The organism is Aurantimonas sp. 22II-16-19i (assembly GCF_002088275.1).
Classification (GTDB): Bacteria; Pseudomonadota; Alphaproteobacteria; order Rhizobiales; family Rhizobiaceae; genus Jiella.
On the sequence record NZ_AQQS01000023.1, the window covers coordinates 58,624 to 82,220 of the forward strand.

27 protein-coding genes are annotated in these 23,597 nt (G+C 67.4%); 9 read left to right on the forward strand and 18 right to left on the reverse strand.

Translation table 11 applies throughout. The features are described from left to right. Nucleotides 1-141 precede the first annotated feature (141 nt). From metK to trpS, 15 genes are all read right to left on the reverse strand, one after another. Nucleotides 142-1,407, reverse strand: coding sequence for a methionine adenosyltransferase (gene metK / locus ATO4_RS17480; protein ID WP_083592826.1), 1,266 nt, complete (start codon nt 1,405-1,407; stop codon nt 142-144). Between the two features lie 189 nt (nt 1,408-1,596). After that, complete coding sequence (locus tag ATO4_RS17485) at nt 1,597-2,022, reverse strand: helix-turn-helix domain-containing protein (RefSeq protein ID WP_083592827.1); 426 nt, start codon at nt 2,020-2,022, stop codon at nt 1,597-1,599. 140 nt (nt 2,023-2,162) lie between these two features. Next, the gene (lnt, locus tag ATO4_RS17490; protein WP_245308802.1) at nt 2,163-3,866 is read right to left on the reverse strand and encodes an apolipoprotein N-acyltransferase; all 1,704 of its coding nucleotides are present in this window, start codon (nt 3,864-3,866) and stop codon (nt 2,163-2,165) included. A gap of 138 nt (nt 3,867-4,004) precedes the next feature. After that, nucleotides 4,005-4,919 carry a hemolysin family protein gene (locus tag ATO4_RS17495; protein ID WP_176223047.1) on the reverse strand — a complete coding sequence of 305 codons (915 nt, stop codon included), beginning with the start codon at nt 4,917-4,919 and terminating at the stop codon, nt 4,005-4,007. Between the two features lie 228 nt (nt 4,920-5,147). Then, the gene (gene ybeY / locus ATO4_RS17500) at nt 5,148-5,750 is read right to left on the reverse strand and encodes an rRNA maturation RNase YbeY (protein WP_083592829.1); all 603 of its coding nucleotides are present in this window, start codon (nt 5,748-5,750) and stop codon (nt 5,148-5,150) included. Nucleotides 5,751-5,832: 82 nt separating this feature from the next. Further along, a complete protein-coding gene (locus tag ATO4_RS17505) occupies nt 5,833-6,834 on the reverse strand; it encodes a PhoH family protein (protein ID WP_083592830.1) in 1,002 nt (333 codons plus the stop codon). Nucleotides 6,835-6,877: 43 nt separating this feature from the next. Further along, nucleotides 6,878-8,305 carry a tRNA (N6-isopentenyl adenosine(37)-C2)-methylthiotransferase MiaB gene (gene miaB / locus ATO4_RS17510; RefSeq protein WP_083592831.1) on the reverse strand — a complete coding sequence of 476 codons (1,428 nt, stop codon included), beginning with the start codon at nt 8,303-8,305 and terminating at the stop codon, nt 6,878-6,880. 158 nt (nt 8,306-8,463) lie between these two features. After that, nucleotides 8,464-9,255 carry a lysophospholipid acyltransferase family protein gene (locus ATO4_RS17515; protein ID WP_083592832.1) on the reverse strand — a complete coding sequence of 264 codons (792 nt, stop codon included), beginning with the start codon at nt 9,253-9,255 and terminating at the stop codon, nt 8,464-8,466. A gap of 82 nt (nt 9,256-9,337) precedes the next feature. Beyond that, a complete protein-coding gene (locus ATO4_RS17520) occupies nt 9,338-9,871 on the reverse strand; it encodes a GNAT family N-acetyltransferase (RefSeq protein WP_083592833.1) in 534 nt (177 codons plus the stop codon). 131 nt (nt 9,872-10,002) lie between these two features. After that, on the reverse strand, nt 10,003-10,752 hold the full coding sequence (gene tsaB, locus ATO4_RS17525) for a tRNA (adenosine(37)-N6)-threonylcarbamoyltransferase complex dimerization subunit type 1 TsaB (RefSeq protein WP_083592834.1): 750 nt from the start codon (nt 10,750-10,752) through the stop codon (nt 10,003-10,005). Between the two features lie 12 nt (nt 10,753-10,764). Next, nucleotides 10,765-11,337: a NifU family protein gene (locus ATO4_RS17530; protein ID WP_083592835.1), complete on the reverse strand. Its 573-nt coding sequence runs from the start codon at nt 11,335-11,337 to the stop codon at nt 10,765-10,767. A 215-nt stretch (nt 11,338-11,552) separates the two neighbouring features. After that, nucleotides 11,553-12,044 carry a universal stress protein gene (locus ATO4_RS17535; RefSeq protein ID WP_083592836.1) on the reverse strand — a complete coding sequence of 164 codons (492 nt, stop codon included), beginning with the start codon at nt 12,042-12,044 and terminating at the stop codon, nt 11,553-11,555. 49 nt (nt 12,045-12,093) lie between these two features. Next, a complete protein-coding gene (locus ATO4_RS17540) occupies nt 12,094-12,402 on the reverse strand; it encodes a type II toxin-antitoxin system RelE/ParE family toxin (RefSeq protein WP_176223044.1) in 309 nt (102 codons plus the stop codon). Next, the gene (locus tag ATO4_RS17545) at nt 12,399-12,659 is read right to left on the reverse strand and encodes a hypothetical protein (RefSeq protein ID WP_083592838.1); all 261 of its coding nucleotides are present in this window, start codon (nt 12,657-12,659) and stop codon (nt 12,399-12,401) included. The genes ATO4_RS17540 and ATO4_RS17545 overlap by 4 nt, the downstream gene beginning before the upstream one ends. A gap of 82 nt (nt 12,660-12,741) precedes the next feature. Further along, on the reverse strand, nt 12,742-13,806 hold the full coding sequence (trpS, locus tag ATO4_RS17550) for a tryptophan--tRNA ligase (RefSeq protein WP_083592839.1): 1,065 nt from the start codon (nt 13,804-13,806) through the stop codon (nt 12,742-12,744). Between the two features lie 304 nt (nt 13,807-14,110). Between trpS and rpmI the strand changes: the two genes are divergently transcribed. Both rpmI and rplT read left to right on the forward strand, forming a co-directional pair. Then, nucleotides 14,111-14,311, forward strand: a complete 201-nt coding sequence (gene rpmI, locus ATO4_RS17555; protein WP_083592840.1) for a 50S ribosomal protein L35 — start codon at nt 14,111-14,113, stop codon at nt 14,309-14,311. A gap of 44 nt (nt 14,312-14,355) precedes the next feature. Next, nucleotides 14,356-14,775, forward strand: a complete 420-nt coding sequence (gene rplT / locus ATO4_RS17560) for a 50S ribosomal protein L20 (protein WP_083592841.1) — start codon at nt 14,356-14,358, stop codon at nt 14,773-14,775. A gap of 81 nt (nt 14,776-14,856) precedes the next feature. Here the strand turns inward: rplT and ATO4_RS17565 are convergent, their stop codons facing one another. Beyond that, nucleotides 14,857-15,552, reverse strand: coding sequence for an exopolysaccharide biosynthesis protein (locus ATO4_RS17565; RefSeq protein WP_245308806.1), 696 nt, complete (start codon nt 15,550-15,552; stop codon nt 14,857-14,859). Nucleotides 15,553-15,830: 278 nt separating this feature from the next. Here ATO4_RS17565 and pheS point away from each other — a divergent pair, with 278 nt between their 5' ends. The 6 genes from pheS (at nt 15,831) to pheT (ending at nt 21,137) form a co-directional block, all read left to right on the forward strand. After that, on the forward strand, nt 15,831-16,910 hold the full coding sequence (gene pheS, locus ATO4_RS17570; RefSeq protein WP_083592842.1) for a phenylalanine--tRNA ligase subunit alpha: 1,080 nt from the start codon (nt 15,831-15,833) through the stop codon (nt 16,908-16,910). Between the two features lie 47 nt (nt 16,911-16,957). After that, nucleotides 16,958-17,281, forward strand: coding sequence for a hypothetical protein (locus ATO4_RS17575; protein ID WP_083592843.1), 324 nt, complete (start codon nt 16,958-16,960; stop codon nt 17,279-17,281). Continuing rightward, on the forward strand, nt 17,271-17,729 hold the full coding sequence (locus ATO4_RS17580; protein ID WP_083592844.1) for a hypothetical protein: 459 nt from the start codon (nt 17,271-17,273) through the stop codon (nt 17,727-17,729). The genes ATO4_RS17575 and ATO4_RS17580 overlap by 11 nt, the downstream gene beginning before the upstream one ends. A gap of 46 nt (nt 17,730-17,775) precedes the next feature. Further along, nucleotides 17,776-18,228, forward strand: a complete 453-nt coding sequence (locus ATO4_RS17585) for a GFA family protein (RefSeq protein ID WP_083592845.1) — start codon at nt 17,776-17,778, stop codon at nt 18,226-18,228. Nucleotides 18,229-18,248: 20 nt separating this feature from the next. Next, nucleotides 18,249-18,650: a hypothetical protein gene (locus ATO4_RS17590; protein ID WP_083592846.1), complete on the forward strand. Its 402-nt coding sequence runs from the start codon at nt 18,249-18,251 to the stop codon at nt 18,648-18,650. Between the two features lie 72 nt (nt 18,651-18,722). Further along, a complete protein-coding gene (gene pheT / locus ATO4_RS17595) occupies nt 18,723-21,137 on the forward strand; it encodes a phenylalanine--tRNA ligase subunit beta (RefSeq protein WP_083592847.1) in 2,415 nt (804 codons plus the stop codon). A gap of 92 nt (nt 21,138-21,229) precedes the next feature. Here pheT and ATO4_RS17600 read toward each other — a convergent pair whose 3' ends face one another. Both ATO4_RS17600 and ATO4_RS17605 read right to left on the reverse strand, forming a co-directional pair. Continuing rightward, on the reverse strand, nt 21,230-21,715 hold the full coding sequence (locus ATO4_RS17600; RefSeq protein WP_083592848.1) for an MmcB family DNA repair protein: 486 nt from the start codon (nt 21,713-21,715) through the stop codon (nt 21,230-21,232). Between the two features lie 126 nt (nt 21,716-21,841). After that, the gene (locus tag ATO4_RS17605; RefSeq protein ID WP_083592849.1) at nt 21,842-22,237 is read right to left on the reverse strand and encodes a MerR family transcriptional regulator; all 396 of its coding nucleotides are present in this window, start codon (nt 22,235-22,237) and stop codon (nt 21,842-21,844) included. Between the two features lie 263 nt (nt 22,238-22,500). Here ATO4_RS17605 and ATO4_RS17610 point away from each other — a divergent pair, with 263 nt between their 5' ends. Further along, the gene (locus tag ATO4_RS17610; RefSeq protein ID WP_083592850.1) at nt 22,501-23,232 is read left to right on the forward strand and encodes a L,D-transpeptidase; all 732 of its coding nucleotides are present in this window, start codon (nt 22,501-22,503) and stop codon (nt 23,230-23,232) included. Nucleotides 23,233-23,597 lie beyond the last annotated feature (365 nt).

The following is a 23,597-nucleotide window of genomic DNA, read 5'->3' on the forward strand; positions in this document are numbered from 1 at the left end:
ATCCCGAGGATCCGGCCCTTCGCCGCGATCGTCTCGCCTGCGCCCGACAACGCAAAGGGCCCGGCGCTGGCCGGGCCCTGATGACAGTCAGGCATCTCACGGCGTCCCGACGATGGCCGGGACGCCATGGTGAGGTTTTCCTCAGCCCTTCAGCGCCGCCTTCAGCTTCGGCGCGAGATCGGTCTTCTCCCAGGAGAAGGATCCGTCGCGGCCGGGCTTGCGGCCGAAATGGCCGTAGGAGGCGGTCTTGGCGTAGATCGGCTTGTTGAGGTCGAGATGCTTGCGGATGCCGGTGGGCGACAGGTCCATCGCCGCGCGGATCGCCTTTTCGACCTGCTCTTCGGTGACGTTGTTGCCGCTTTCGTGCAGGTTCACGTAGACCGAGACCGGCTGGGCGACGCCGATCGCATAGGCGATCTGGATCGTGCACTTCTCGGCGAGACCGGCCGCGACGACGTTCTTGGCGAGGTAGCGCGCCGCATAGGCGGCCGAACGGTCGACCTTGGTCGTGTCCTTGCCGGAGAAGGCGCCGCCGCCATGGGGTGCCGCGCCGCCATAGGTGTCGACGATGATCTTGCGGCCGGTGAGGCCGGCGTCGCCGTCGGGGCCGCCGATCACGAACTTGCCGGTCGGGTTGATGTACCAGACGCAGTTCTCGGCGATCGGCAGATCACCCATCGCCTCGCGGATATAGGGCTCGACGACCTGGCGGACCTTGGCCGAATCCCACGTCGGGTCGACATGCTGGGTCGACAGGACGATCGAGGTCACCTCGGCGGGGTTACCGTTCTCGTAGCGGATCGTCACCTGGCTCTTGGCGTCCGGGCCGAGCTTGGCGGCTTCGCCTTCGCCGGACTTGCGGGCGGCGGCGAGCAGTTCGAGGATCTTGTGCGAGTAGAAGATCGGCGCCGGCATCAGCTCCGGCGTCTCCTTGCAGGCGTAGCCGAACATGATGCCCTGGTCGCCGGCGCCTTCCTCGATCTCGTTGGAGCCGTCCTTGTCGCGGATCTCATGGGCCTTGTCGACGCCCTGGGCGATGTCGGCGGACTGGGAGTGCAGGAGCACGTCGATCTTGCAGGTCTTCCAGTGGAAGCCGTCCTGCTCATAGCCGATGTCGCGGATCGCGCGGCGGGCAGCCGACTTGAAGCGCGAGGGATTGATGACTTCCTTGCCGTTCTTGTCGGTCTTCATCAGCGAGGGCGGCAGACGGACTTCGCCGGCGATGACGACGCGGTTGGTCGTCGCGAGGGTCTCGCATGCGATGCGCACCGACCAGGGATCGACGCCGCCTTTCTTCGCTTCCCGGTAGACCAGATCGACGATCTCGTCGGAGATCCGGTCGCAGACCTTGTCGGGATGACCCTCGGAGACGCTCTCGCTGGTGAATAGATAGTCCATGCGCTGCATTCGATGTTCCCTCTTCTGGGGCTGTGCGACCGGCCAAGCAGATCCCCTCCGCTTTCATACGGGTCGCACGCCGGCTCGGATAAGAATGATCGGGGAGTGATATTCCCGGTGGCCGCAGCGGGGTTTGGGCCAAGGCCGTGGCAAGGTCAAGCCACAAGAGCGGTCGAAAACGCCCGATTTGCGGGATTCTTACGTTTTGGAACCGTCGTCGGAGCCGTCCGCCAGGGTGCGCACGAGGTCGATGACGCGCTTGCGAACCTTCGGATCGGCGATCTTGACGAAGGCGCGATTGAGCTGCAGTCCCTCGGATGTCGACAGGAAATCAACGACGTAGTCCGAGCCGCTTTCCTGCAGGCCGGCGCCCGAACTGGCCGAAGAGCCGGGTGCGTCCTCGAAGAAATACGAGACCGACACGTTAAGGACGTCGGAAATGTTCTGAAGGCGGCTCGCACCGATGCGGTTCGAGCCCTTTTCATATTTCTGGACCTGCTGGAATGTGATGCCGAGCGCCTCGCCCAGCTTCTCCTGGCTCATGCCGAGCATGGTGCGCCGCAGCCGGACCCGGGAACCTACATGCGTGTCGATGGGGTTCGGCTTCTTCTTGCTCTCCTGCATCGCTCACGCCTTTTCGCTTCGGATCTCAACGTCGCGGCCGGGCCGGAAGATCAATCGACGAGAGGCCGTCCGTCCTCTCCTGAACAAAATTCAGAACCCCTTAGGATGTTCAAAGGGCGTCGCCCATTCGCGATGCCTTGTCAATCGGTTTGCCGACTGATCAATGCCCGGCCGCCCATGCCGGCGAGAAAAGTTGCAGTCAGCACCATCAAAAAGGGAAGATTTCCAAGGCGGGAATATGGCGTTGCGGCCGCAGCCGTCGGAAGCCGGGACTCGATCGTGCCGGTCGAACCCAGGGCCAGGGCGTCGATCTCGCGGCCATAGGGATCGGTGACCACCGAGATGCCGGTATTGGCGGCGCGCACCAGCGGCAGGCCGACGGCAACGGCGGAGAGCTCTGCCAGCCTCAGATGCTGGTAGGGACCGGGCGTCGCGCCGAACCAGCCGTCATTGGTGTCGTTGACGAGGAAGCCGGGGCGCTCCTCGTTCGCGGCGCCGGCGATCTCGGACGGGAAGATCGCCTCGTAGCAGACCAGAGGCAGGAAGGACGGGGCGCCGTCGAGGCTGACCGGGCCGCCTCTGGCGCCTGCCGAAAAGCCGCCGGGCATTTGCGTCAGGTTCATGATGCCGTGGCGCTCGAAGAAGGCGCCGTAGGGCATGTATTCGCCGAAGGGCACGAGGTGGACCTTGTCACGGGCATCGACGATCTCGCCATTGTCGTCGACGACGAGGACCGAATTGTAGAGCCGTTCGCCGCCCGAGGCGAGCGGTTCGACGCGCGGCGCCCCGGCGATCAGCGTCTCGCCCGGCTGGATCAGCTCGGCCAGTCTCGCCACCGCCTCGGGTCGCTCGGTGAGGACGAAGGGGATGGAGGATTCCGGCCAGACGATCAGCGTCTGCATGGCCGGCCGGACGCCGAGCACTGCTGCGCCGGTCCCTGTCCCGGAGGCTGCGCCGGACGGCGTTGCCGCCGCCTCGCGGGCGGCGCGGCCCTTTTCGGTCACGGCGATCTGGCGGGCGAAGATCCGCTGGGCGGCGGCCTCGTCGAACTTGTCGGACTGGGCGATGTTCGCCTGGACGACGCTGATCTGCACGCCCTCCACATAGCCGGTCGGATGGGAAGCGAGCCGCCAGGCGCCGAAGCCTGCATGGCCGGCAACGAGGACGAGGGCGAGGGCCAGCACCGGAAACCGGCCGCGCCGGTCGGCGATCACCGCGGGCGCGGAGAACACGATCACCGCAACGACGCTCAGCCCGTGAACGCCGAAGAGGCTCACCGACTGCATCAGCATCGGCGTTGGAGCCGCGAGGACGCCGATCTCGTTCCAGGGAAAGCCGGTGAGGACGAAGGACCGCAGCCACTCGAACAGGCCGAAGGCGGCGGCGAGGATCAGGATGCGGAAGGCGCTGTCGGACCAGAACCGCCGCGCCAGCATGGTCGCAAGGCCGAAATAGACGGCGAGGACGGCCGGCAAGCCGAAGACGGCGAAGGGAATGAACACGGCGAAGGCGGCCGCATCCACCAGCATGGCGCTGCCGAGCCACCACAGGCCGGCGACGAAGTAGCCGAAGCCGAACAGCCAGCCGATCCAGAAGTCGGCCAGGAGCGTGCGAACCAGCGTCGGTCGGGCGCCGATGCCGTCGAGCAGCCACACGAGGATGGGAAAGGCGATGAAAGCGGCGGCGGGAAAATCGACCGGCGGCAGCGCGATGGCCGCAAACGCGCCGGCCGCGATGGCAAGGACGATGCGCGGCAGGCCCTCGAGCAGCATGACGCGGCCCGCCAGGCGGTCGACGAACCACCCCGCGCCCCTGTCCTCACTCTGGCTGATCGCTGCGCCCACCGGCCCCCGCCCGCAGAAATTTCCCGGGCCTGAAGGATCCCGGCCAATCCGTGACCGCAATACAAGAGACCGGCATCAGACGCCAGCCGGCTTTTCCGAGGCTGTCTCTCCGACGGCGTCCGATTGCCGGCCTTGCGTTCAGGCCTGGTCGGCGAGCCCCTCGACGATGCGCCGGCGCTTCTCGCCCTGGCGGAAGCGGATGATCCTGACCCGTCGCACCCGGCGCGGATCGGCCTCGAGCACCTGGAACTCGAAGCCGGGAACGGCCTGGACGACCTCGCCCCTCGCCGGGACGCGGCCGAGCTCGGAGAACAGGAGGCCGCCGATCGTGTCGGCCTCTTCCTCGTACTCGGAAATGTCGAAGTCCTCGCCGATCACCTTCTTGACCTCGTCGAGATCGGCCCTCGCATCGGCATAGAAGATGCCGTCGCCGCGCTCGGTGATCATCGGCGCCTCGTCGTCGTGCTCGTCCTCGATGTTGCCGACGACCATCTCGATGACGTCTTCCAACGACACGAGGCCGTCGGTGCCGCCATATTCGTCGATGACCAGCGCCATCTGGATGCGCGCTGCCTGCATCCTCGCCATCAGGTCCGTCGCCAGCATCGAGGGCGGCACGAACAGCACCTTGCGGATGATGCCGATGTCCTCGACCTTGCGGGCGAGGTTGATCTGCCTGAGATCGAGGCCGGCGCGCGGCTTCCGGGTGGTCGAAGCCGTGCCGTTCTGCGGCTTGGCGGGGCGTGCGACGCGGGTGATGTGGCCGACCACGTCGCGGATGTGGACCATGCCGCGCGGGTCGTCGAGGCTCTCGCCATAGACCGGCATGCGCGAATGGCCGCTCGCCTCGAACTGCTTCATCAATTCGCCGAGGGTGGTGGTGATCTCGACGGCGCGGATGTCGGCGCGGGGCACCATGATGTCCTCGACCCGGACTTCGCGGAGCCTGAGGATGTTGTTGAGCATCGCTCGCTCGGCCGGGGAGAAGGCGTCCGCTCCCGGTCCCTGGGTCAGCAGGGCCTTCGTCAGGTCTTCGCGCACCAGGCGGGGCATGCGCGGTCGCAGCCGCTCGAACAACCCGTCGAAAAAGCCCCGCCCGCCGTTGGTCGGGGAATGCGGGAGGCGGGCCGGACGACTTCGGTCGTCGCCGGCGGTGTCCTCGCTGGCGGACGACGCCTCGACGGGCGGTCGTTCTGCAGCGGTATCGGTGCGTGGCATCGTCTCACTCAAAGGGTTTCTGCCGTCCAAGATAGAGGATTGTGGGCCGGGTTGCGAGGCCGCTCATGCAGTCGTTGGCGGATTTCGGTCCGTTGCGCCCGGTTCGGCGTAGGGATCGCCGATTCCGAGCGCCGCGAGAACCGCGATCTCCTGCGCTTCCATGGCTTCGGCCCCGTCGTCCTCGATGTGGTCGTAGCCGAGAAGATGCAGGAAACCATGGACGAGAAGATGGCTGAGATGGTCGGCCAACGACTTTTCTTCCGCTTGGGCCTCCCGCGCCACCGTCTCGAAGGCGATCAGGAGGTCGCCGGCGAGCGGGCCGGGCAGGTCGCCGGGTTCGAGCTCGGCCATCGGGAAGGAGAGGATGTTGGTGGGCCTGTCCTTGCCGCGCCACTCGCGGTTGACGTCCTGCACGGACGCGTCGTCGGCGAAGGTCACCGAGATCTCGCTGGCAAGCCCCTCCGGCAGCCGCAGGTGTCGGGCAGCAGCGGCAAGGACGCGGGCGGTCATCGTCTCGACCTCGCCCGCCGCGAACGCCTCGTTCCAGGCGGCGGCCTCGATGGAGACGACGACGGTCAGGCTGTCGAAGCCGGGCAAGGGGAGCGGGGCGTGCGTCCCGGCGTCCGCCTCTTCGCTTGCCGCCGGCGCGTCATCGGCATCCGTCATGGTCGCTTCGTCCCTCATCGCCGCAGCGCCGCGAAGCGGCGGCGATGCTCGCAGCTTCGTCCGGCCTCTCCGACGGTGTCCCTCATCGATCGAGCGGCTGCCCGCCGGCGCCGCGCTGCTCGGTGGCGTCCCGCTCATAGGCCTCGACGATCGCCTGCACCATCGGATGGCGGACGACGTCCTTGGCCTCGAAGCGGACCGTCACGACCTTCGAGACGCCGTCGAGGACGCGCAGCGCCTCGACCAGGCCAGACTTCTGGCCGGGCGGCAGGTCGATCTGCGACGGATCTCCGGTCACCGCCATTCGGGCGTTCTCGCCGAGGCGGGTGAGGAACATCTTCATCTGCATCGACGTGGTGTTCTGCGCCTCGTCGAGGATGATGGCGGCATTGGCGAGGGTGCGCCCGCGCATGAAGGCCAGCGGCGCGATCTCGATGGCGCCGGCGACCAGCGCCCGCTCGACCTTTTCGGCCGGCATCATGTCGTAGAGGGCATCGTAGAGCGGCCGCAGATAGGGATCGACCTTTTCCTTCATGTCGCCGGGAAGGAATCCGAGCCGCTCGCCGGCCTCGACGGCGGGCCGCGTCAGGACGATCCGGTCGACGGTGCCGCGCTCGAGCAGCTGCGCCGCGTGGGCGACGGCGAGATAGGTCTTGCCGGTACCGGCCGGGCCGACCCCGAACACCAGCTCGGCCCGGTCGAGGGCGCGCATGTAGGCGTCCTGGGTGGGCGTGCGGGCATGGATGGTCTTCTTGCGCGTCGAGATCTGGGCGAGCGCCATGCGGCCCTTTTTCTCCAGTGTCGGCAGGACCAGCTGATCGTCCTGGGCGATCGCCATGCGGACCGCGCCGTCGACGTCCTTGCCGCCGATCTCGCTGCCGCCCTGGAGCCGCTCGTAGAGATGATCGAGGGAGCGCCGGGCCTGTTCGACCGCCGACGCCTCGCCGCGCAGCTCGACCTTGTTGCCGCGCGCCCGCGCGTCGACGCCGAGCTTCTGCTCGATCAGGGCGAGGTGTTCGTCGAACTGACCGAACAGCGCCCCCGCCAGCCGGTTGTCCTCAAAGCTGAGGACGATGTGCGCCATGTCCGAAGCCCCTGGGCCCGAACGGGATTTCAAGTCAGGCAAGTTACGCGGCAACCACGCCTCCCGTCAGCGCACCCCTGGTTTCGCTTGCTCCCTCCGCCATCAGGGAACTGGCGACGGAATCGACGATGCGGGCCGTGACGATGTCGCCGACCGCGCCGGCGCTCTCGGGCATCACCACGGGCTGCAGATAAGGCGAGCGGCCGACCACCTGTCCCGGCCGGCGACCGGGCTTTTCGATCAGGATGCTGAGGCTCCTGCCGATCAGCCCTTCGGAAAACGCCTGTTGCTGGCGGCGCAGCAGGTCCTGCAGCCGGGCGAGGCGCTCGGCCTTCACCGGCTCGTCCACATGGCCGGGCAGCTCGGCTCCGGGCGTGCCGGGGCGGGGCGAATACTTGAACGAAAAGGCCGACGCATAGCCGACCGCTTCGATCAGCCGCATCGTCGCCGCGAAATCGGCATCGCTCTCGCCGGGAAAGCCGACGATGAAATCGCCGGACATGGCGATGTCGGGGCGCGCGACGCGGATCCGGTCGACCAGCCTCAGATAGTCGTCGGCGGTATGGCGGCGGTTCATCGCCTTGAGGATCGCGTCCGAACCCGACTGCACGGGGAGGTGCAGATAGGGCATGACGGCCGGCAGGTCGCGGTGGGCGGCGATCAGCGCGTCGTCCATGTCGCGGGGATGCGAGGTGGTGTAGCGCAGCCGCGTCAGCCCCGGGATCTCGGCGAGCGCGTAGAGCAATGCGCCGAGGCCGATGCTCCGCCCCGCCGCGTCCTCGCCGTGCCAGGCGTTGACGTTCTGGCCGAGCAACGTCACCTCGCGCACGCCTGCCTCGGCCAGCCGGCGGGCTTCCTCGAGGATCCGGGCGAGCGGACGGGAGACCTCCGCCCCGCGGGTATAGGGGACGACGCAGAAGGTGCAGAATTTGTCGCAGCCCTCCTGGACGGTGAGAAAGGCGGTGACGCCGCGGGCCCGCAACTGCGCCGGCTGGGAGTGCGGCAGATGGGAGAACTTGTCCTCGACCGCGTAGTCGGTGTCGATCACCCGCTCGCCCTTCGCCACTCGGGCGAGCGCCTGGGGCAGGCGGTGATAGGTCTGCGGGCCGACGACCAGATCGACGACCGGGGCCCGGGCGATGATCTCGGCGCCTTCCGCCTGGGCGACGCAGCCGGCGACGGCGACCTGCATGTCCTTGCCGGCCTCGGCACGCTCGGCCTTCAGCTTGCGGATGCGGCCGAGCTCGGAATAGATCTTCTCGGCCGCCTTCTCGCGGATGTGGCAGGTGTTGAGGAGGACGAGATCGGCGTCCTCCATGGTTTCGGTCGCCACATATCCGCCATCCGCCAGCGCATCGCCCATGCGCTGGCTGTCGTAGACGTTCATCTGGCAGCCATATGTCTTGATGAAGACCTTGCGCGAACCGGCTCGTTTCGTCGGCGAAAGTGTCGCTTGGCTGGTATCCGTCATGCGCCCTTCAGTTCAGGCTTTCGTTGTCGTCCCGGTGTCGCCGGCGCCAGGATCGCGTCCTGCCCAATAGCGATGGTCGTCGCGGGACTTGACCTGACCTCATATATCGACGCCATCGTGACCGAGCGCAAGCGTCGAAGAGCGTCTTTCGCCAAACGTCACGGCCGGACGGCCAGCGCCTCGGCGAGGAGCTTGCGCACGCTGTCCTCCGCGGCGCGGGCCATCGCCTTGCGATCCGACGTTTCGGTGAAGCGGATCGGCTCGCCGAAGGCGACTGTCGCGTCGATCGCGCCTTCCTTCAGGAACGCGAGGAGGTGCGGCCCGAGGGTGACGTCGCCCGGCCACGCGGCGAGCGGGCGATGATAGCGGCCGAGGGGCAGGCCGTTGGCATGGGTGTAGGCGACGGCGACCGGCTGGACCAGCACCGAACCGGAGGTCGAGTCGCGAAGCGCCATCTGTGCCGCGCCGAACAGGGCGGTGCGGAACGGCAGCACCTCGTTGCCGTCCGACGTCGTGCCCTCCGCGAACAGCACCATCGCGTCGCCTTCCGACAGGCGCTCGGCGATCGCCGAAGCCTGGTGGCCGGTGCGCCGGCGCGCCTCGCGCTCGACGAAGACGGTGCGCTGGAGACGTGCCAGAAGCCCGAAGGCGGGCCAGTCCCGAACCTCGGCCTTGGCGATGAAGGAGAGCGGCATCACCCGGCCGAGCACCATGATGTCCGACCAGGACTGGTGATTGGCGGCGATCAGCAGCGGTCGGCCGCTGGCCGGGGTGCCTTTGACGCTCACCCTCAGGCCGGCGACGCGGCAGGCGACGCAATGCCACAGATGCGGCAGCTTGCGCTGCAGCGGCCAGCCGCGCCGCATTGCGAGCGCCTGCAGTGGCCAGAGGACGAGCGTCATGGCAACGAGGACCACCGCCACGAAGGCGACGCGCGCCGAAGCGATCATGCAGCCCCGTTCGGGGCTGGGCTCGGGAATTGGCGTTCGGTCACGATCACGTCGACTGGTCTTGTGAAGCTGCCTGTGGCGCTCACCTGGCCGCGAAGAGGCTCCGCTTCAAGGTGAGGGCGCTGGTCCGCCTGCCGTCCGGATGCTGATAATAGGCGGGGCGCCGCCCCACTTCCTCGAAACGCAGTCGCTTGTAAAGCCTGAGCGCGGCCTGATTCTCCTCGTCCACCTCGAGGAACAGGGAATGGGCCCGCTCGGCATGGAGCTTCTGCAGCACCTGGTCCATCAGCATCCGGCCGACGCCGGCCCGGCGATTGCGGCGGGCAACCGTGATGGTCAGGATCTCGGCCTCGCCTTCGACGGAGCGGGCGAGGACGAAGCCGAGCGGCGGGCTCTGCGGCAGGCCGGGCAGGCGCGCGACGAAGCCGAAGCTGCCGCGCTGGGCGAGAAGCGTGCCGAGCTCGTCGCCGGACCATGGCTGGTCGAAAGCCTCGCTGTGCAGCTCGGCGGCCGCATCGAGGTCGTCGTCGGCGAGTTCCGCGATGAACGGCTGACCGTGACCGAGATAGGTCTCGAGCCAGCCCGCGGTCCAGACCCAGGGCAGAAACCAATACATGACGCGCTCCTCCCGACGCCGGCCCGTGGCAACCATCGACACATGATCATGTCACGCATCCCGGTCCTCGCCGAAAACGATTTGGCGGGGCGGGCTTACTTCCTTTGGACACTATGATAGCGCCGGGAGAATTAGGGAATGCTTTCCGCAATTTTCCGGCGCAGGGACGGCGCGGAGGAGGGCTTGGCGTCGGCACCCCTGAGATACAGCGGGCGGGGCGGCTCGCCGGTGGGTGCGGCGGCGCCGAGCCGGGCGAGGATCGCCGGGTCGATCCGGTCGGTGTCGCTGGCGATGGCGCAGCGGCGGCCGGACAGCGCCGTCGCGGCGATCTCTGCCCCGGAGCCGGCGAGGCGGAGCCGCATCCCGGGATCGGCGGACCACGCCTGACCGAGAAAGCCGTCGAGCGCATCCGGCTGCAGGGCGGCGGGATCTTCCAGTACGTCGCCTCTCGCGGCAAAGAGTGCGGCATAGATCTCGCCGCGCCGGGCGTCGATCACGGCCAGCACGGGAGCAGTGTCGTCAGTGGGACGATCCGCCCCCGACATGCTCTTCGCCAACGCGCTTCGGGCGATGGCCTCGAGGGTCGAGACCCCGACGGCGGGAATCTCCAGGGCGAGCGCCAGCCCGCGGGCGGCCGCGACGCCCACCCGGATGCCGGTGAAGGAGCCGGGGCCGGTGGTGACGACGACGCGGGCAAGGTCGCCATAGGTCGCGCCGGCCTCAGTCAGGGCGTCGTCGATGACGCCCGTAAGCCGCTCGGCATGGCCCTTGCCGATCTCCGGCTCTTCGGCAGCCAAGAGTACGCCCGCGCCGCCGGCATCGAAGACGGCGGCCGTGCAGCGGGAAAAGGCGGTGTCGAGAGCGAGGATCAGTGGCGGCATGAAGGCGGCTCGTCAGGCCGCCTCGACGGCCTCGACCGATTGCACCTCGGGAACGAAATGGCGCAGGAGATTCTGGATGCCGTGCTTCAACGTCGCGGTGGAGGACGGGCAGCCGGCGCAGGCGCCGCGCATGTTGAGATAGACCGTGCCGTCCTTAAAGCCGCGGAAGGTGATGTCGCCGCCGTCCTGGGCGACGGCCGGGCGCACGCGCGTCTCCAGCAGTTCCTTGATCGTCGCGACGGTCTTCTCGTCAGAGGCCTCGAAGAACTCCTCGCCGCCGCTCGCCGCCGGCGCGCCGGCGCCCGCCATGACCGGCTCGCCGGACATGAAGTGCTCCATCAGGCTGGCGAGGATCGCCGGCTTCAGATGCTGCCACTCCGCGGCCCTCTTCGTCACCGTGACAAAGTCGTAGCCGAAGAACACGCCGGACACGTCGGGGATCGCCATCAGCTTGGCCGCCAGCGGCGAGCGCGCCTCGGCCTCCTCCATCGTGGAGAACTCCTCGGTACCGATCTCGACCACGACCCGTCCGGGCAGGAACTTGAGCGTCGCGGGATTGGGGGTGACTTCGGTCTGGATGAACATCGTCTTCGCCTTTCGCCGGCTTCGTCGCATCCGGCTTTGGAATGATTCCAATCTATCGTCTGCCGGTCCGTCCCGCAACAGATGGGGAGTGTGGCCGGCAATGTCAGCAGTCCCGAGCTTCGCGTCGCATCCTTGGAGCCTCGCTCCCCGCTGGCGCCCCCGGGCATCCAGGCCGTCGGGTCCACCCCTTGGGGTGAGGGCCAGGGGGGCGGCGGTCAACTGAGGCTGATGATCTCGTCGTCGGTCAGGGACGCCGGCACGATGGTCACCGGGATCGGGAAGGCCGCGCCCTTGCCGGCGACCGAGGAGACCAGCGGCCCCGGCCCTTCGCCGGCCTCGCCGGCGGCGAGCACGAGGATGGCGATCTCCCGGTCGGCCTCGATCTGGGCATGGATCTCGTCGATGATCTTGCCTTCGCGGATCACCGTCTCCGGCTCGATGCCGACGATCTCGCGCAGGTCCTCGGCGACCTTGGCGAGGGCGTTCTCCGCCTCCTCCTGGGCTTCGGCCCGCATCAGCTTCTCGACGCCCAGCCAGTGCTGGAAGTCGCCGGGCTCGATGACATAGAGAAGCACCGCGCCGCCGCCCGAAGCCTTCGCCCGGTGCGCGGCATAGGAGGCCGCCCGGCCGCATTCGGGGGTGCCGTCGATGATCGCCAGGAATTTGCGCTTGCCGCCCGCGTCGCGGCCTATCCGTTTTGAAACCATGGGCGCTAAGATGGCTGGAGTGGAGGCCGGCGGCAAGGTGGGCGGCTGATCACGGACCTTCGTCCTCTTCCGGCAGACCGCCTGGCGCATTTCGCCGCCGTTGATGGATGAGCCTCAGAACCATGAGTTCGCTGGCCGAGGTGCTGTAGGTCAAGGCGTAGGACGTGCGCGCGATCAGCTTGACGAACACGCCCGACATTTTGGTCGGTCGTCCGATCGGCCGTCGCGCCAGCAGTTCCACGGCCGCTCCGATTCTCTCGGAAACCAGCCTGGCCCCTGCGGGATCCCGGTCGTTCAGATACATCATGGCCTGGCGGAAGTCAGCTTGGGCGGCAGGGGCCCATATGATCCTTCTCAAGCACGCCGACGTTCGCTGATGGAAGCGAGCATCTCGCGCATTTGCCGCATGACCTCTTCATGGGGAACGCCCCCACCGGCCTCGACACTTGCGACTCGCTCCTGCAACTCGCGGATTTCCGCTATCTCGGCATCGAAATGATCCTCGAGCATCACCGCCAGATAGACCTCCGGCGGATGCCCCGAGGCTTCGCACAGCGCGCGCAACCTCTTCGCCGCCGAACCTTCGAGGGTGATCGTCAGCTTTTCCGCGGCCATCGTCGCACTCCCGGTGGACCTTCAGGACCACCATAACGTCGAATGGCGAGGCCCGCCACGGCCTCGCCGCGACGTCGCCTCGTCACTGCAGGAATCCGACGATCTCCTTGACGTCGGCCATGGTCTTCTCGGCGATCGCGCCGGCCCGCTCGCCGCCATCCTTCAGGACCGCGTCGATATGGCCGGGATCGTCGGTCAGCCGGCGCATCTCGGCGTTGATCGGGGCGAGTTTTTCCACAGCAAGCTCGGCGAGCACCGGCTTGAACTCGGAAAACTGCCTGCCGCCGAATTCGGCCAGCACCTCGGCCTTGCTGCGCTCGGCAAGGGCCGCATAGATGCCGACGAGATTGTCGGCCTCCGCCCGGCCGGCAAGCCCGGCGACCTCCGAGGGAAGGGCGTCCGGATCGGTCTTGGCCTTCCTGATCTTGCGGGCGATCTGCTCGGCGTCGTCGGTGAGGTTGATGCGCGAGAGGTCCGACGGGTCGGACTTCGACATCTTCTTGGAGCCGTCCTTGAGGCTCATGATCCGGGTGGCCGGTCCCTCGATCATCGGCTCGGTCAGCGGGAAATAGCCGCTGACCACCTCCTCGCCCATCGATATGTCGGTGCCGAGGCCGGCGGCGGCGATCCGGTCGGAAAAGTCGTTGTTGAACTTCGCGGCGATGTCGCGGGTCAGTTCCAGATGCTGCTTCTGGTCCTCGCCGACGGGAACGTGCGTCGCGCGGTAGAGCAGGATGTCGGCGGCCATCAGGCTCGGATAGGCGAGGAGGCCGAGGGAGGCGTTCTCGCGATCCTTGCCGGCCTTGTCCTTGAACTGGGTCATCCGGTTCATCCAGCCGATGCGGGCGACGCAGTTGAAGATCCAGGCGAGTTCCGCATGGCCGCAGACGCGGCTCTGGTTGAAGACGATGTGGCGCTCGGGGTCGATGCCGGCGGCGAGGAACGCCGCTGTGATCGAGCGGATCTGGCCTTTCAGATCCTCATGGACGAGTTGCGCCGTGATCGAATGGAGATCGACGACGCAATAGATGCAGTCCTGGCTCTCCTGCAGGGCGACGAACTTGCGGATGGCGCCGAGATAGTTGCCGAGATGCAGGTTTCCGGTGGGTTGCACGCCGGAAAAGACGCGGGGGGAAAATGCGCTCATGGGGCGGCTCCGGGGGAAAACATGAATGATGTTGCCGGGCCTTATGGCGGAGGGCGGGGCGGCGATCAAGCAGCGGCCCGTGCCGTGCCCGGCGGAGATCGGCCCGCCCGCTCGGCCTGCGATCACTCTTGCGCATTCCCCGCCTCTCGCGTATGAGACCCGCGTTCAGACGAGAGCCGGCCGGCAGGGCATGCCGTGGCGGCTCCTAATGCTGTTCGCGACACTTCCTTCCCCGAAGGCAAGTCATCAGGCCGCCGCGAGACGGTCCGGCCGACGTCGCGATCCTCTTAATCAGGAGAGCAAAATGCCCAAGATGAAGACCAAGGCGAGCGCCAAGAAGCGCTTCCGCATGACCGCCAACGGCCACGTCAAGGCGGGTGCCGCCGGCAAGCGCCACGGCATGATCAAACGCTCCAACGACTTCATTCGCAACGCGCGCGGCACGATGATCCTGTCGAAGCCCGACGAGCGGATCGTCAAGACCTACATGCCTTACGCCCGCTGAGCGGCGCGTCACCCGGCATTTTAGAGATTTCAGGAGTTTAGATCATGGCACGCGTCAAGCGGGGCGTCACGTCCCACGCCAAGCACAAAAAGGTTCTCAAGCAGGCCAAGGGTTTCTACGGCCGCCGCAAGAACACCATCCGCACCGCCAAGGCCGCCGTCGACCGGTCGAAGCAGTATGCGACCCGCGACCGCAAGGTCCGCAAGCGGAACTTCCGCGCCCTGTGGATCCAGCGCATCAACGCCGCGGTCCGCGAGCACGGCCTGACCTATGGCCGCTTCATCGACGGCCTCGCCAAGGCCGGCATCGAGGTCGACCGCAAGGTTCTGTCGGACATCGCGATCCACGAGCCGGAAGCCTTCACCGCTCTCTGCGAGCAGGCCAAGGCCGCACTCGCCTATCTGAAGGAGAGCGAGTTCCCGAACGCCTACGAGCGGGCGGTCGGCGAGAAGCGGGCGGCCTGAGCGCCACCTTCCGATCGACGGACGAAACGAGCGAACCCGCGGCTTTCAAGCCCGCGGGTTTTTTCATGCCCTCGGCCTGCCTCACCCGATCCCCGCGACCATCGGTTCGATCCACGCCCACAGATCCTGGGCGAGGACGAGGCCGTATTTGACGACGGCGATCACCACGCCGCCGACGACACCGACGCAGATCGCGAGCATCGCCAGGCCGGCGATGATCCACAATCCGTCGCGCTCGAGGATGCCGAAGGCGAACATGCAGATCGCCAGCGCCGGAAGGAAGTTGCCGAGGGGGATCGGCAGGATCAGGATCAGCGACAAGGCGAGACAGATCAGCCCGACGATCCTCTCGGCAGTCGGCTGGACGAGAAAGCCGAGGCGCGGCGCCAGGATTCGCTCGGCGCGCGCGATCCACGGCGCCGAGCGCTCGACGACGGCCGACAGGTCGCTGCGACGCAGGGACCGTCTGGCGATCATGCCCGGCAGCCACGGCTTGAAGCCGAAGCTCAGCTGGGCGGCGAGGAAGATCAGCGGCACGGCGAGGACGGTCGACGTGCCGGGCGGCGCCGGCAGGAGGTTCGGCAGGGCGAACAGGAAGAGGAGGGCGCCGAAGGCGCGCTCGCCGGTCGCCTTGAGGAGATCGCTGATGGCGATGCGCTCGCGCGAGGTGTCGCCGACGAGGCCCGTCAGGATGGCCGAGATGCGTGGCCCGTTCGGCCCTCCACCATCTCCCGGTCCGGAGGGTGGCAGTCTTGCAGGGTCCGAGAGATGTTCGATCACGTCAGCTACGCATCTGCAGGGTCATGTCGACGGAATGCCGACGGCGATCGTGAGAGGTGCCGTGCGGCAGCCGCCCGGCATTCGATCCTGCGCCAGGCTGGGCAGAGATAGGTTATCGATCATGTCAGAATGATGGGGCCAGGCGAGCGCGTGATGGCCGGGAGGCGCGCCGCCGGGCCGCGATGGCGTGCCGACAAGCTTCCATCATGCTGCCCCTTGCGCTAACGAGGCGCCGGAAGGCCGCCCCGCCGGCATGACCAATCGTGGAGTGACGCGTGAGCGAAACGCTTGAGACCGAGCTGATCCAGAAGATCGATGCGGCAGAAGACGAGGCCGCGCTCGAGACGATCCGCATTGCCGAACTCGGCAAGAAGGGCCGCATTTCCGAGATGATGAAGGGGCTCGGCAAGATGAGCCCGGAGGAGCGCAAGGAGGCCGGCCCGCGCCTCAACGGCCTGCGCGACCGTGTGCAGGACGCGATCGCGGCGCGGCGCGAGGTGCTGGGGGAAGCGGCGATCGTCGCGCGGCTCGCCGCCGAGCGCCTCGACGTGACGCTCCCCGTGCGCCAGGGCGCGGCCTCGCGGGGGCGCATCCATCCGATCTCCCAGGTGATCGACGAGATCACCGCGATCTTCGCCGACATGGGCTTTTCCATCGCCGAGGGGCCGGACATCGAGACCGACTACTACAACTTCACGGCACTGAACTTTCCCGAGGGCCATCCCGCCCGCGAGATGCACGACACGTTTTTCCTGGCTCCCGACGAGACCGGGCAGCGCAAGGTGCTGCGCACCCACACCTCGCCGGTGCAGATCCGCACCATGGAGGCGCAGAAGCCGCCGATCCGCATCGTCATCCCGGGCAAGACCTACCGGCAGGATTCCGATGCCACCCACACGCCGATGTTCCATCAGGTGGAGGGGCTGGTGGTCGACACGACGTCGAACATCGCCAACATGAAGTGGGTGCTGGAGGAGTTCTGCAAGGCGTTCTTCGAGGTGCCGCAGCTCAACATGCGCTTCCGCCCGTCCTTCTTCCCCTTCACCGAGCCGTCGATGGAGGTCGACATCCAGTGCGATCGCTCGAGGCCCGGCGAGGTGCGCTTCGGCGAGGGGTCGGACTGGATGGAGATCCTCGGCTGCGGCATGGTCCATCCGAACGTCCTGCGCGCCGGCGGCCTCGACCCGGACGTCTATCAGGGCTTTGCCTGGGGCATGGGCATCGACCGCATCGCCATGCTGAAATACGGCATGCCGGATCTCCGGGCCTTCTTCGACGCCGACGTGCGCTGGCTGGCGCACTATGGCTTCCGCCCGCTCGACATGCCGACGCTGTTCGGGGGGCTGAGTTCGTGAGAGATTGCTGTCGCCTGGCCTGAGCGACAGCAGGAAGGAGGCAGCCGATGGCCATGATGACCGTGTTGAGTGAAGACGAGGCTCGGCGAATCGCCGAGCCGATCCTTCGCAAGTATCTGCAGCCCTTCGGCTACGGTGGCGTCAGCGTGAGTTCGGAGGAGGATTTCGATGGCGCTATCGTCCTGCGGATGTCGGTGAACGTCGAGAGGCAGGTCTCCGGCCGGGCGATGGTCGACGTGGTCGGCGCTATTCGAGAAGCGCTGCTCGATCGGGGCGACGAACGGTTCGCATTCCTGTCCTATCGACGGCCTGACACGGACCCGGCTGCAGACGCTGGACCAATGTCAGTGAGCCAAGCTGATGGTCGATGAACTGCTCGATGCGGCGGCGATGTTGGCGGGCGAGGCGAGCCGAAACCCGTCCTGCGGCCGCCGGGCGGTCAGCACGGCCTATTATGCCGTTTTCCATGCCTTGTCGGATTTGGCCACCGGCTGCTTGTTGCCCGGTGTTTCGAACGAAGCGGAAGACTATGTGCGCATCTACCGCTCCCTGGACCATGGCCCGCTGAAGAACGCCTTCATCCAGGCCCCCTTGAAAGATAACCCAAGGCTTCGTCCGATCGGAGGTCTGATCGCCCACCTGCAGAGCGAGCGGGTTCGCGCCGACTATCTGCCGGCCGATCCGCTGCTGTTCCCGCATTCCCAAGTCCTCGATCTGGTCCTGCAAGCCTCCCAGATCGTCCAGGAGCTCCGCGCGCTGACCGACGACGACCGGCGCAAGCTCGCGGTCTGCCTCCTGTTCCGCACGCGCAAGGATTGACGGCGATGGCATCTCGCGAACTCCAGAAGACGATCGAGACGGCTCGTTGACCGACCCACCCACCTCCCTCCACACGGGCGGCTGCCGCTGCGGCGCGGTGCGCTTTGCCGCGTCCGCCGATCCTATCTACACGGCGATCTGCCACTGCGAGGACTGCCGCAGGTCTTCGGGCGCGCCGTTCCTCGCCTTTGTCGGGTTCTCGCGCGCCGATGTCGGTTTCGAAGGCGGGCAGGGCAGGCGCTATGGCGAGGAGCCGGTGTCGCGGACGTTCTGCGAGACCTGCGGGGCGCCGATCGCCTATCAGGACGACAGGCTTCCCGGCCAGATCTTCTTCAATCTCGGCGCGATGGATCGGCCCGGGCGCTACGAGCCGAAGGAGCAGGCCTATGTTTCGGAAAGATTGCCGTTTACCTGCATCGCGGTCGATCTTCCGGAGCACGAGAAGACCAGCGTGCCGAGGAACCGCGCGACGAAACTCGCCGATCACCGACCCTTTTGAATTTCGAACGGATCACAGCAATGCCCGCCCGTCTCATCGTCCTCGACATCATCGCGGTTCTCGCCGGGGCGGTGGTCGGCCTCTTCGTCGTCGACATCCTCGCCTGGCTGCTCTTCGACACGTCGGTGAGCGGCATGGTCGCCTCGGTCGGCCGGTGGATCATCGTCCTCGTCGCCGTCGGCCTGTTCGCGGTCTATTATCGCATGCTGCCGCCGACGGGCGCGGCGATCGCCTCCTTCTTCACCGGGGTGGTGGTGCCGCTCGTCGCCGAGAAGATCGTCTTCGGCTCGTCCTTGCCGACGACCTCGCTCCTGTTCCTCTATGTCGTCTTCGCGGTCGTCGCGCTGTTCACCTATCGCTTCGTGCGGGCCGGAAAGCCGGTGCGAGGCAAGGCCGCACAGACCGGACGATCCGATCCCTAGGCGCGCCTTCGCCGTTCCTTCCCGACCAGCCATCCGCCCCGACTGTTCCGAACCCAATGAAGCTTTGATCCCATGAAATTCACACTCTCCTGGCTGAAGGATCATCTCGAGACCGAGGCGAGCCTGTCCGAGATCTGCGAGCGGCTGACGATGATCGGCCTCGAGGTCGAATCCGTCGACGACCGGGCGGTGTTCGCCCCGTTCCGCATCGCGAGGGTCCTGTCGGCCACCCAGCATCCGGATGCCGACCGGCTGCGGCTCCTGTCGGTGGATGCGGGGCCTGAGGTCAACGACGGCAAGCCCTTGCAGATCGTCTGCGGCGCGCCGAACGCCCGCGAAGGCCTCGTCGGCGTGCTGGCCCTGCCCGGCACCTATGTGCCCGGCATCGACACGACGCTGAGCGTCGGCAAGATCCGCGGCGTCGAATCCTTCGGGATGATGTGCTCCGAGCGTGAGCTGGAACTCTCCGAGGAGCATGACGGGATCATCAACCTGCCGGCCGACGCGCCGGTCGGAACGCGCTATGCCGACTATGCCGGGCTGATCGATCCGGTGATCGAGATCAACCTGACGCCGAACCATCCCGAGGCGACCGGCGTCTACGGCATCGCCCGCGACCTCGCCGCCTCGGGGCTGGGGACGCTGAAGACGCCTGAGGTGCCCCGCATCGAGGGCGAGGGCGAGGTGGGCGTCGCGCTGGAGGTGAGAAGCGCGACCTGCCTCGGCTTCGCGCTGCGCCGTGTCTCGGGCGTGACCAACGGCGCCTCGCCGGAATGGCTGCAGAAGCGGCTGAAGGCGATCGGCCTTCGCCCGATCAACGCCCTCGTCGACGTCACCAACTACATCACCTTCGATCGCGGCCGGCCGCTCCACGTCTTCGACGCCAAGAAGGTCGCCGGCGGGCTGACGGTGGGCGATGCCGCCGGGGGCGAGACGATCCTCGCCCTCGACCAGCGCGACTACGTGATGCCGGCCGGCACCTGCGTGATCGCCGACGACAGGGGCGTCGAATCCATCGCCGGCGTCATGGGCGGCGAGCATTCGGGCTGCGACGAGACGACCACCGAGGTGCTGATCGAATCGGCGCTGTGGGAGCCGCTCGACATCGCCCGGACCGGCCGGGCGCTCGGCATCATCACCGATGCGCGCTACCGCTTCGAGCGCGGCGTCGACCCCGCCTTCATGGAGCCGGGTCTCGACCTCGCGACGCAGATGGTGCTCGACCTTTGCGGCGGCACGGCCTCCAGGCGTGTCGTGGCGGGCGTGCAGCCCCATGAGCCGAAGCAAGTCGTCCTGCCGCTCGGCGAGTTCGAGCGGCTGACCGGCCTCTCCGTCGGCCCGCAGGAGCAGGAGCGTATCCTCGCCGTCCTCGGCTTTGCGCCGCGCCGGGAGGGCGAGGCGCTGGTCTGCACCGTGCCGAGCTGGCGGCCGGACGTGGACGGCAAGGCCGACCTCGTGGAGGAGGTCATGCGGCTTCACGGCGTCGACGAGATCAAGCCGGCGCCGCTCGCCTCCCACGCTTCCGTCAACGGCCGCATCCTGACGACGATCCAGGCCCGCGACCGGGCGGCGCGCCGGGCCCTGGCGGCGAGGGGCATGGTCGAATGCGTCTCCTACAGCTTCGTCTCGGAGACCGAGGCGAAGGCCTTCGGCGGCGGCGATGCGGCGCTGAAGCTCGCCAATCCGATTTCCGCCGATCTCTCCGACATGCGTCCCTCGCTGCTGCCGGGGCTCTTGGCGGCGGCCGGCCGCAATGCCGCGCGGGGCTATGGCGACACGGCGCTGTTCGAGGTGGCGGGGGTCTATCACTCCGACACGCCGGACGGGCAGAAGCGGGTCGCCGGCGGCATTCGCCGGGGCACCGCCGGGGCGGACGGTCCGGGCCGCTTCTGGTCGGGCAACGCCCCGGCGGTCTCGGTCTTCGACGCCAAGGCCGATGCCTTCGCGGTGCTGGAGGCGGCGGGCTTTCCGGCCGACAAGCTGACGATCGAGGCGCCGGCGAGCGACTGGTATCATCCGGGCCGCTCGGGCCGCATCAAGCTCGGGCCCAAGGTCGTCATCGCCGAGTTCGGCGAGTTCCATCCCAAGGTCCTGAAGACGCTCGGCGTCTCCGGTCCGCTGTGCGGCTTCGAGGTGTTCCTCGACAAGGTGCCGGAGCCGAAGAAGCGGCCGACGCGCACCAAGCCGGTTCTGGCGCTGTCGCCCTTCCAGCCGGTCCGGCGCGACTTCGCCTTCGTCGTCGACGCGACGGTCGAGGCCGGCCGCATCGTGCGCGCCGCCGAGGGAGCCGACAAGGCGCTGGTCAAGGAGGTCCGGGTGTTCGACGTCTTTGCCGGCGCGGCGCTCGGGGAGGCGAAGAAGTCCGTCGCCATCGAGGTGACGCTGGCGCCGGCCGAGCGCACCCTCACGGAAGAGGAACTGGAGGCGGTGTCGGCGAGGATCGTGGCAGGCGTCGCCAAGGCGACGGGTGCGACGCTGCGCAGCTGAGCCCATCGGCGGGAGGCGCCGGCCCGGGCTTCGTGGCCGGCGCGTTCTCGGGCTTGCTTCCGATCGCCTCCGCCTCGCAAGGCGGCGGCGACCTATTCCATCGGGGCGGAATTCGCCGCCCATTCGGCCTGCAGGAGCCGGTTGGCGGACAGCCGCGCGAATCTCAGCGTCATTGCCTTGCGGGTGGCGGGCGCCAGCCGCTCCAGCGGCGCCTCGCGCAGGACCTCCGCATCGTATCCGTCGGTCAGGATCAGCCCGCACTCCTCAGGGAAGATCTCCGCCGGAACGCCGGGATGGGTGGCGAAATACAGCCGGTCGCAATGCAGCCGGTAGATCGGCCATTTCCGGTCGACGCGAAAATCCTGGATCGAGGTCTTGATCTCGACGATGGCGATCTCGCCCTTGTCCGACAGGCAGACCAGGTCGGCCCGGCGGCCGGAATCCAGCGGCATTTCCGGAAGCATCGCGACGTTGAGGTTCTGCATCAGCCGCTGCACGCCCCGGCGCACCATCATGGCCCGGTCGGACTGGCGGCCGTCGACCAGCGGGTCGGGGGCGAAGGGCGAGACGAGAGGCATGGATCGTGGATTATCCCGCAGGAAAACAAAACGCAAACGAATCGCGATAATGTCCTAGGCTTATGAAGAACAGCCGTCCCTATTCCGGCCCCGACGCGACGTCTGCGGGGGCTGCGGCGGGTTCCGTCACTCCACCCGCGCGCCGGCGATCTCTTCCAGGATCGGACAGTCGGGGCCTTCGCCGCGCTGGCACTCGTCGGTGAGGGCGTCGAGCGCCCGCTTCAGGGAATTCAGCTCGGCGATCTTGTGGTCGATCTCGGCGATCCGGGAAGTGACCAGCCGGCGGACATCCTCGCGATGCCGGTTCTCATCGCCATAGAGCGACAGGAGCTTGCGCGCCTCCGCGATCGAGAAGCCGAGCGAGCGCGAGCGCTGCAGGAAGCGCAGGACGTGGACGTCCCGATCGCGATAGTCGCGATAGCCGTTATTGGCCCGCATCGGCTTGATCAGCCCGACTTCCTCGTAATAGCGGATCGTCTTCGGCGGCAAGCCCGACAGGCGCGAAGCCTCTCCGATGTTCATGGTCTGAACCTCATGGGTCTGCTGCGATCCCGGTCGGTCATGCAGATGTCGCGCCGCCGCCACAGGTCAACTGTGACGGCACCGCAACAAACCCTTTCTTAACCACGACGGGCTCAGATGCGGACATTGCCCGATTGCTCGAGGAGGCCTATCGAACGATAGGGTCCCCGCAAGCTCGGCAGAACGAGCCAGACCGCATCCCAGACAATTCGCCGCCAGACAATCCGCCGCCCAGACAATTCTCAACCGCATTGGCACCCGTCATGACGATCAAGACATTCCTCGCCATCGGCACAGCGATCGCCTCGATGCTGCTGGCGGGCTGCGCCGACAATCCGCGCCGCGCCAGCCTGCAGCCGGCGGCCACCCAGGTTGCCGCCTATGCGGGCCCGGACGGGCTGATGAGCGGCGGCAGCGTCGCTGCCGTCGGCGAACTGGGCTACGGCGAGATGGTCGACGACGGCTTCAAGCTGCCGGCGATCCCCACCAAGAAGATCGATCCGCAGTTCCTGCGCCAGCAGGTTTCCTACCCGGAAGGATCCCAGTACGAGCCGGGCACCGTCGTGGTCGACACGCCCAGCCGCTTTCTCTACGTCATCGAGGGCAACGGCATGGCGATGCGCTACGGCATCGGCGTCGGCCGCAGCGGCTTCTCCTGGGCCGGCGATGCGGAGATCCGCGACAAGCAGCATTGGCCCAAGTGGTTTCCGCCGCAGGAAATGATCGACCGCAAGCCGGAGCTCGAGCCCTATCGCGAGGGCATGGAGCCGGGACTGACCAATCCGCTCGGGGCGCGGGCGCTCTATCTCTACCAGAACGGCAAGGACACGCTGTTCCGCCTGCATGGCACGCCGGAGTGGTGGACCATCGGCACGGCCGCATCGTCCGGCTGCATCCGCCTGATGAACCAGGACATCGTCGATCTCTACAACCGGGTTCCGATGGGCGCCACGGTCGTCGTCAAGCAGGGCGCCGAGCGTCTCGCCCAGCGCTGATGCAACCCGGCTGATCCCTCAGCACTGAAGACTTTCGAGACCGGCGCCGGCATCTTGCAGGCGCCGGTCTCGTCGTTTGCGAAGGTGCGTCGACAGTTCCCTGAGCGGTCGGCAAGAGCCGATCGACGCCTTGCGCGGCACGGGCCGGGCGGGCGATCACACGGCGGCACGCGCAGTCCGGCGGATCTCTTCGGAATGTTCGACTTCAAGCCGCTGGCCAGCGGCTGGATTGGCGCGCGGGCTCCGACACACGGCTCGTTCGGTTCGCTGACAAGCGCCACACGGGGCGACACAGGGCGGCACGAGGCCGCGGCAGCCCGGGGCGCTGCCCCCGGCAAGCCCTGCCGCGGCACGTCGATCAGGGG

Bases quoted from the DNA above. Each gene is read 5' to 3' on its own strand.
- ATO4_RS17520 (WP_083592833.1), bottom strand. From the start codon at position 9,871: ATGTATTGGTTTCTGCCCTGGGTCTGGACCGCGGGCTGGCTCGAGACC.
- ATO4_RS17545 (WP_083592838.1), bottom strand. From the start codon at position 12,659: ATGGCCGCGGAAAAGCTGACGATCACCCTCGAAGGTTCGGCGGCGAAG.
- ATO4_RS17485 (WP_083592827.1), bottom strand. From the start codon at position 2,022: ATGCAGGAGAGCAAGAAGAAGCCGAACCCCATCGACACGCATGTAGGT.
- ATO4_RS17590 (WP_083592846.1), top strand. From the start codon at position 18,249: ATGCCCGCCCGTCTCATCGTCCTCGACATCATCGCGGTTCTCGCCGGG.
- ATO4_RS17580 (WP_083592844.1), top strand. From the start codon at position 17,271: ATGGTCGATGAACTGCTCGATGCGGCGGCGATGTTGGCGGGCGAGGCG.
- ybeY (WP_083592829.1), bottom strand. From the start codon at position 5,750: ATGACGGATGCCGATGACGCGCCGGCGGCAAGCGAAGAGGCGGACGCC.
- ATO4_RS17610 (WP_083592850.1), top strand. From the start codon at position 22,501: ATGACGATCAAGACATTCCTCGCCATCGGCACAGCGATCGCCTCGATG.
- miaB (WP_083592831.1), bottom strand. From the start codon at position 8,305: ATGACGGATACCAGCCAAGCGACACTTTCGCCGACGAAACGAGCCGGT.
- ATO4_RS17605 (WP_083592849.1), bottom strand. From the start codon at position 22,237: ATGAACATCGGAGAGGCTTCGCGCCTGTCGGGCTTGCCGCCGAAGACG.
- tsaB (WP_083592834.1), bottom strand. From the start codon at position 10,752: ATGCCGCCACTGATCCTCGCTCTCGACACCGCCTTTTCCCGCTGCACG.
- pheT (WP_083592847.1), top strand. From the start codon at position 18,723: ATGAAATTCACACTCTCCTGGCTGAAGGATCATCTCGAGACCGAGGCG.
- rplT (WP_083592841.1), top strand. From the start codon at position 14,356: ATGGCACGCGTCAAGCGGGGCGTCACGTCCCACGCCAAGCACAAAAAG.
- rpmI (WP_083592840.1), top strand. From the start codon at position 14,111: ATGCCCAAGATGAAGACCAAGGCGAGCGCCAAGAAGCGCTTCCGCATG.
- metK (WP_083592826.1), bottom strand. From the start codon at position 1,407: ATGCAGCGCATGGACTATCTATTCACCAGCGAGAGCGTCTCCGAGGGT.
- trpS (WP_083592839.1), bottom strand. From the start codon at position 13,806: ATGAGCGCATTTTCCCCCCGCGTCTTTTCCGGCGTGCAACCCACCGGA.
- ATO4_RS17600 (WP_083592848.1), bottom strand. From the start codon at position 21,715: ATGCCTCTCGTCTCGCCCTTCGCCCCCGACCCGCTGGTCGACGGCCGC.
- ATO4_RS17575 (WP_083592843.1), top strand. From the start codon at position 16,958: ATGGCCATGATGACCGTGTTGAGTGAAGACGAGGCTCGGCGAATCGCC.
- ATO4_RS17515 (WP_083592832.1), bottom strand. From the start codon at position 9,255: ATGATCGCTTCGGCGCGCGTCGCCTTCGTGGCGGTGGTCCTCGTTGCC.
- ATO4_RS17495 (WP_176223047.1), bottom strand. From the start codon at position 4,919: ATGCCCCGCCTGGTGCGCGAAGACCTGACGAAGGCCCTGCTGACCCAG.
- ATO4_RS17535 (WP_083592836.1), bottom strand. From the start codon at position 12,044: ATGGTTTCAAAACGGATAGGCCGCGACGCGGGCGGCAAGCGCAAATTC.
- ATO4_RS17505 (WP_083592830.1), bottom strand. From the start codon at position 6,834: ATGGCGCACATCGTCCTCAGCTTTGAGGACAACCGGCTGGCGGGGGCG.
- ATO4_RS17530 (WP_083592835.1), bottom strand. From the start codon at position 11,337: ATGTTCATCCAGACCGAAGTCACCCCCAATCCCGCGACGCTCAAGTTC.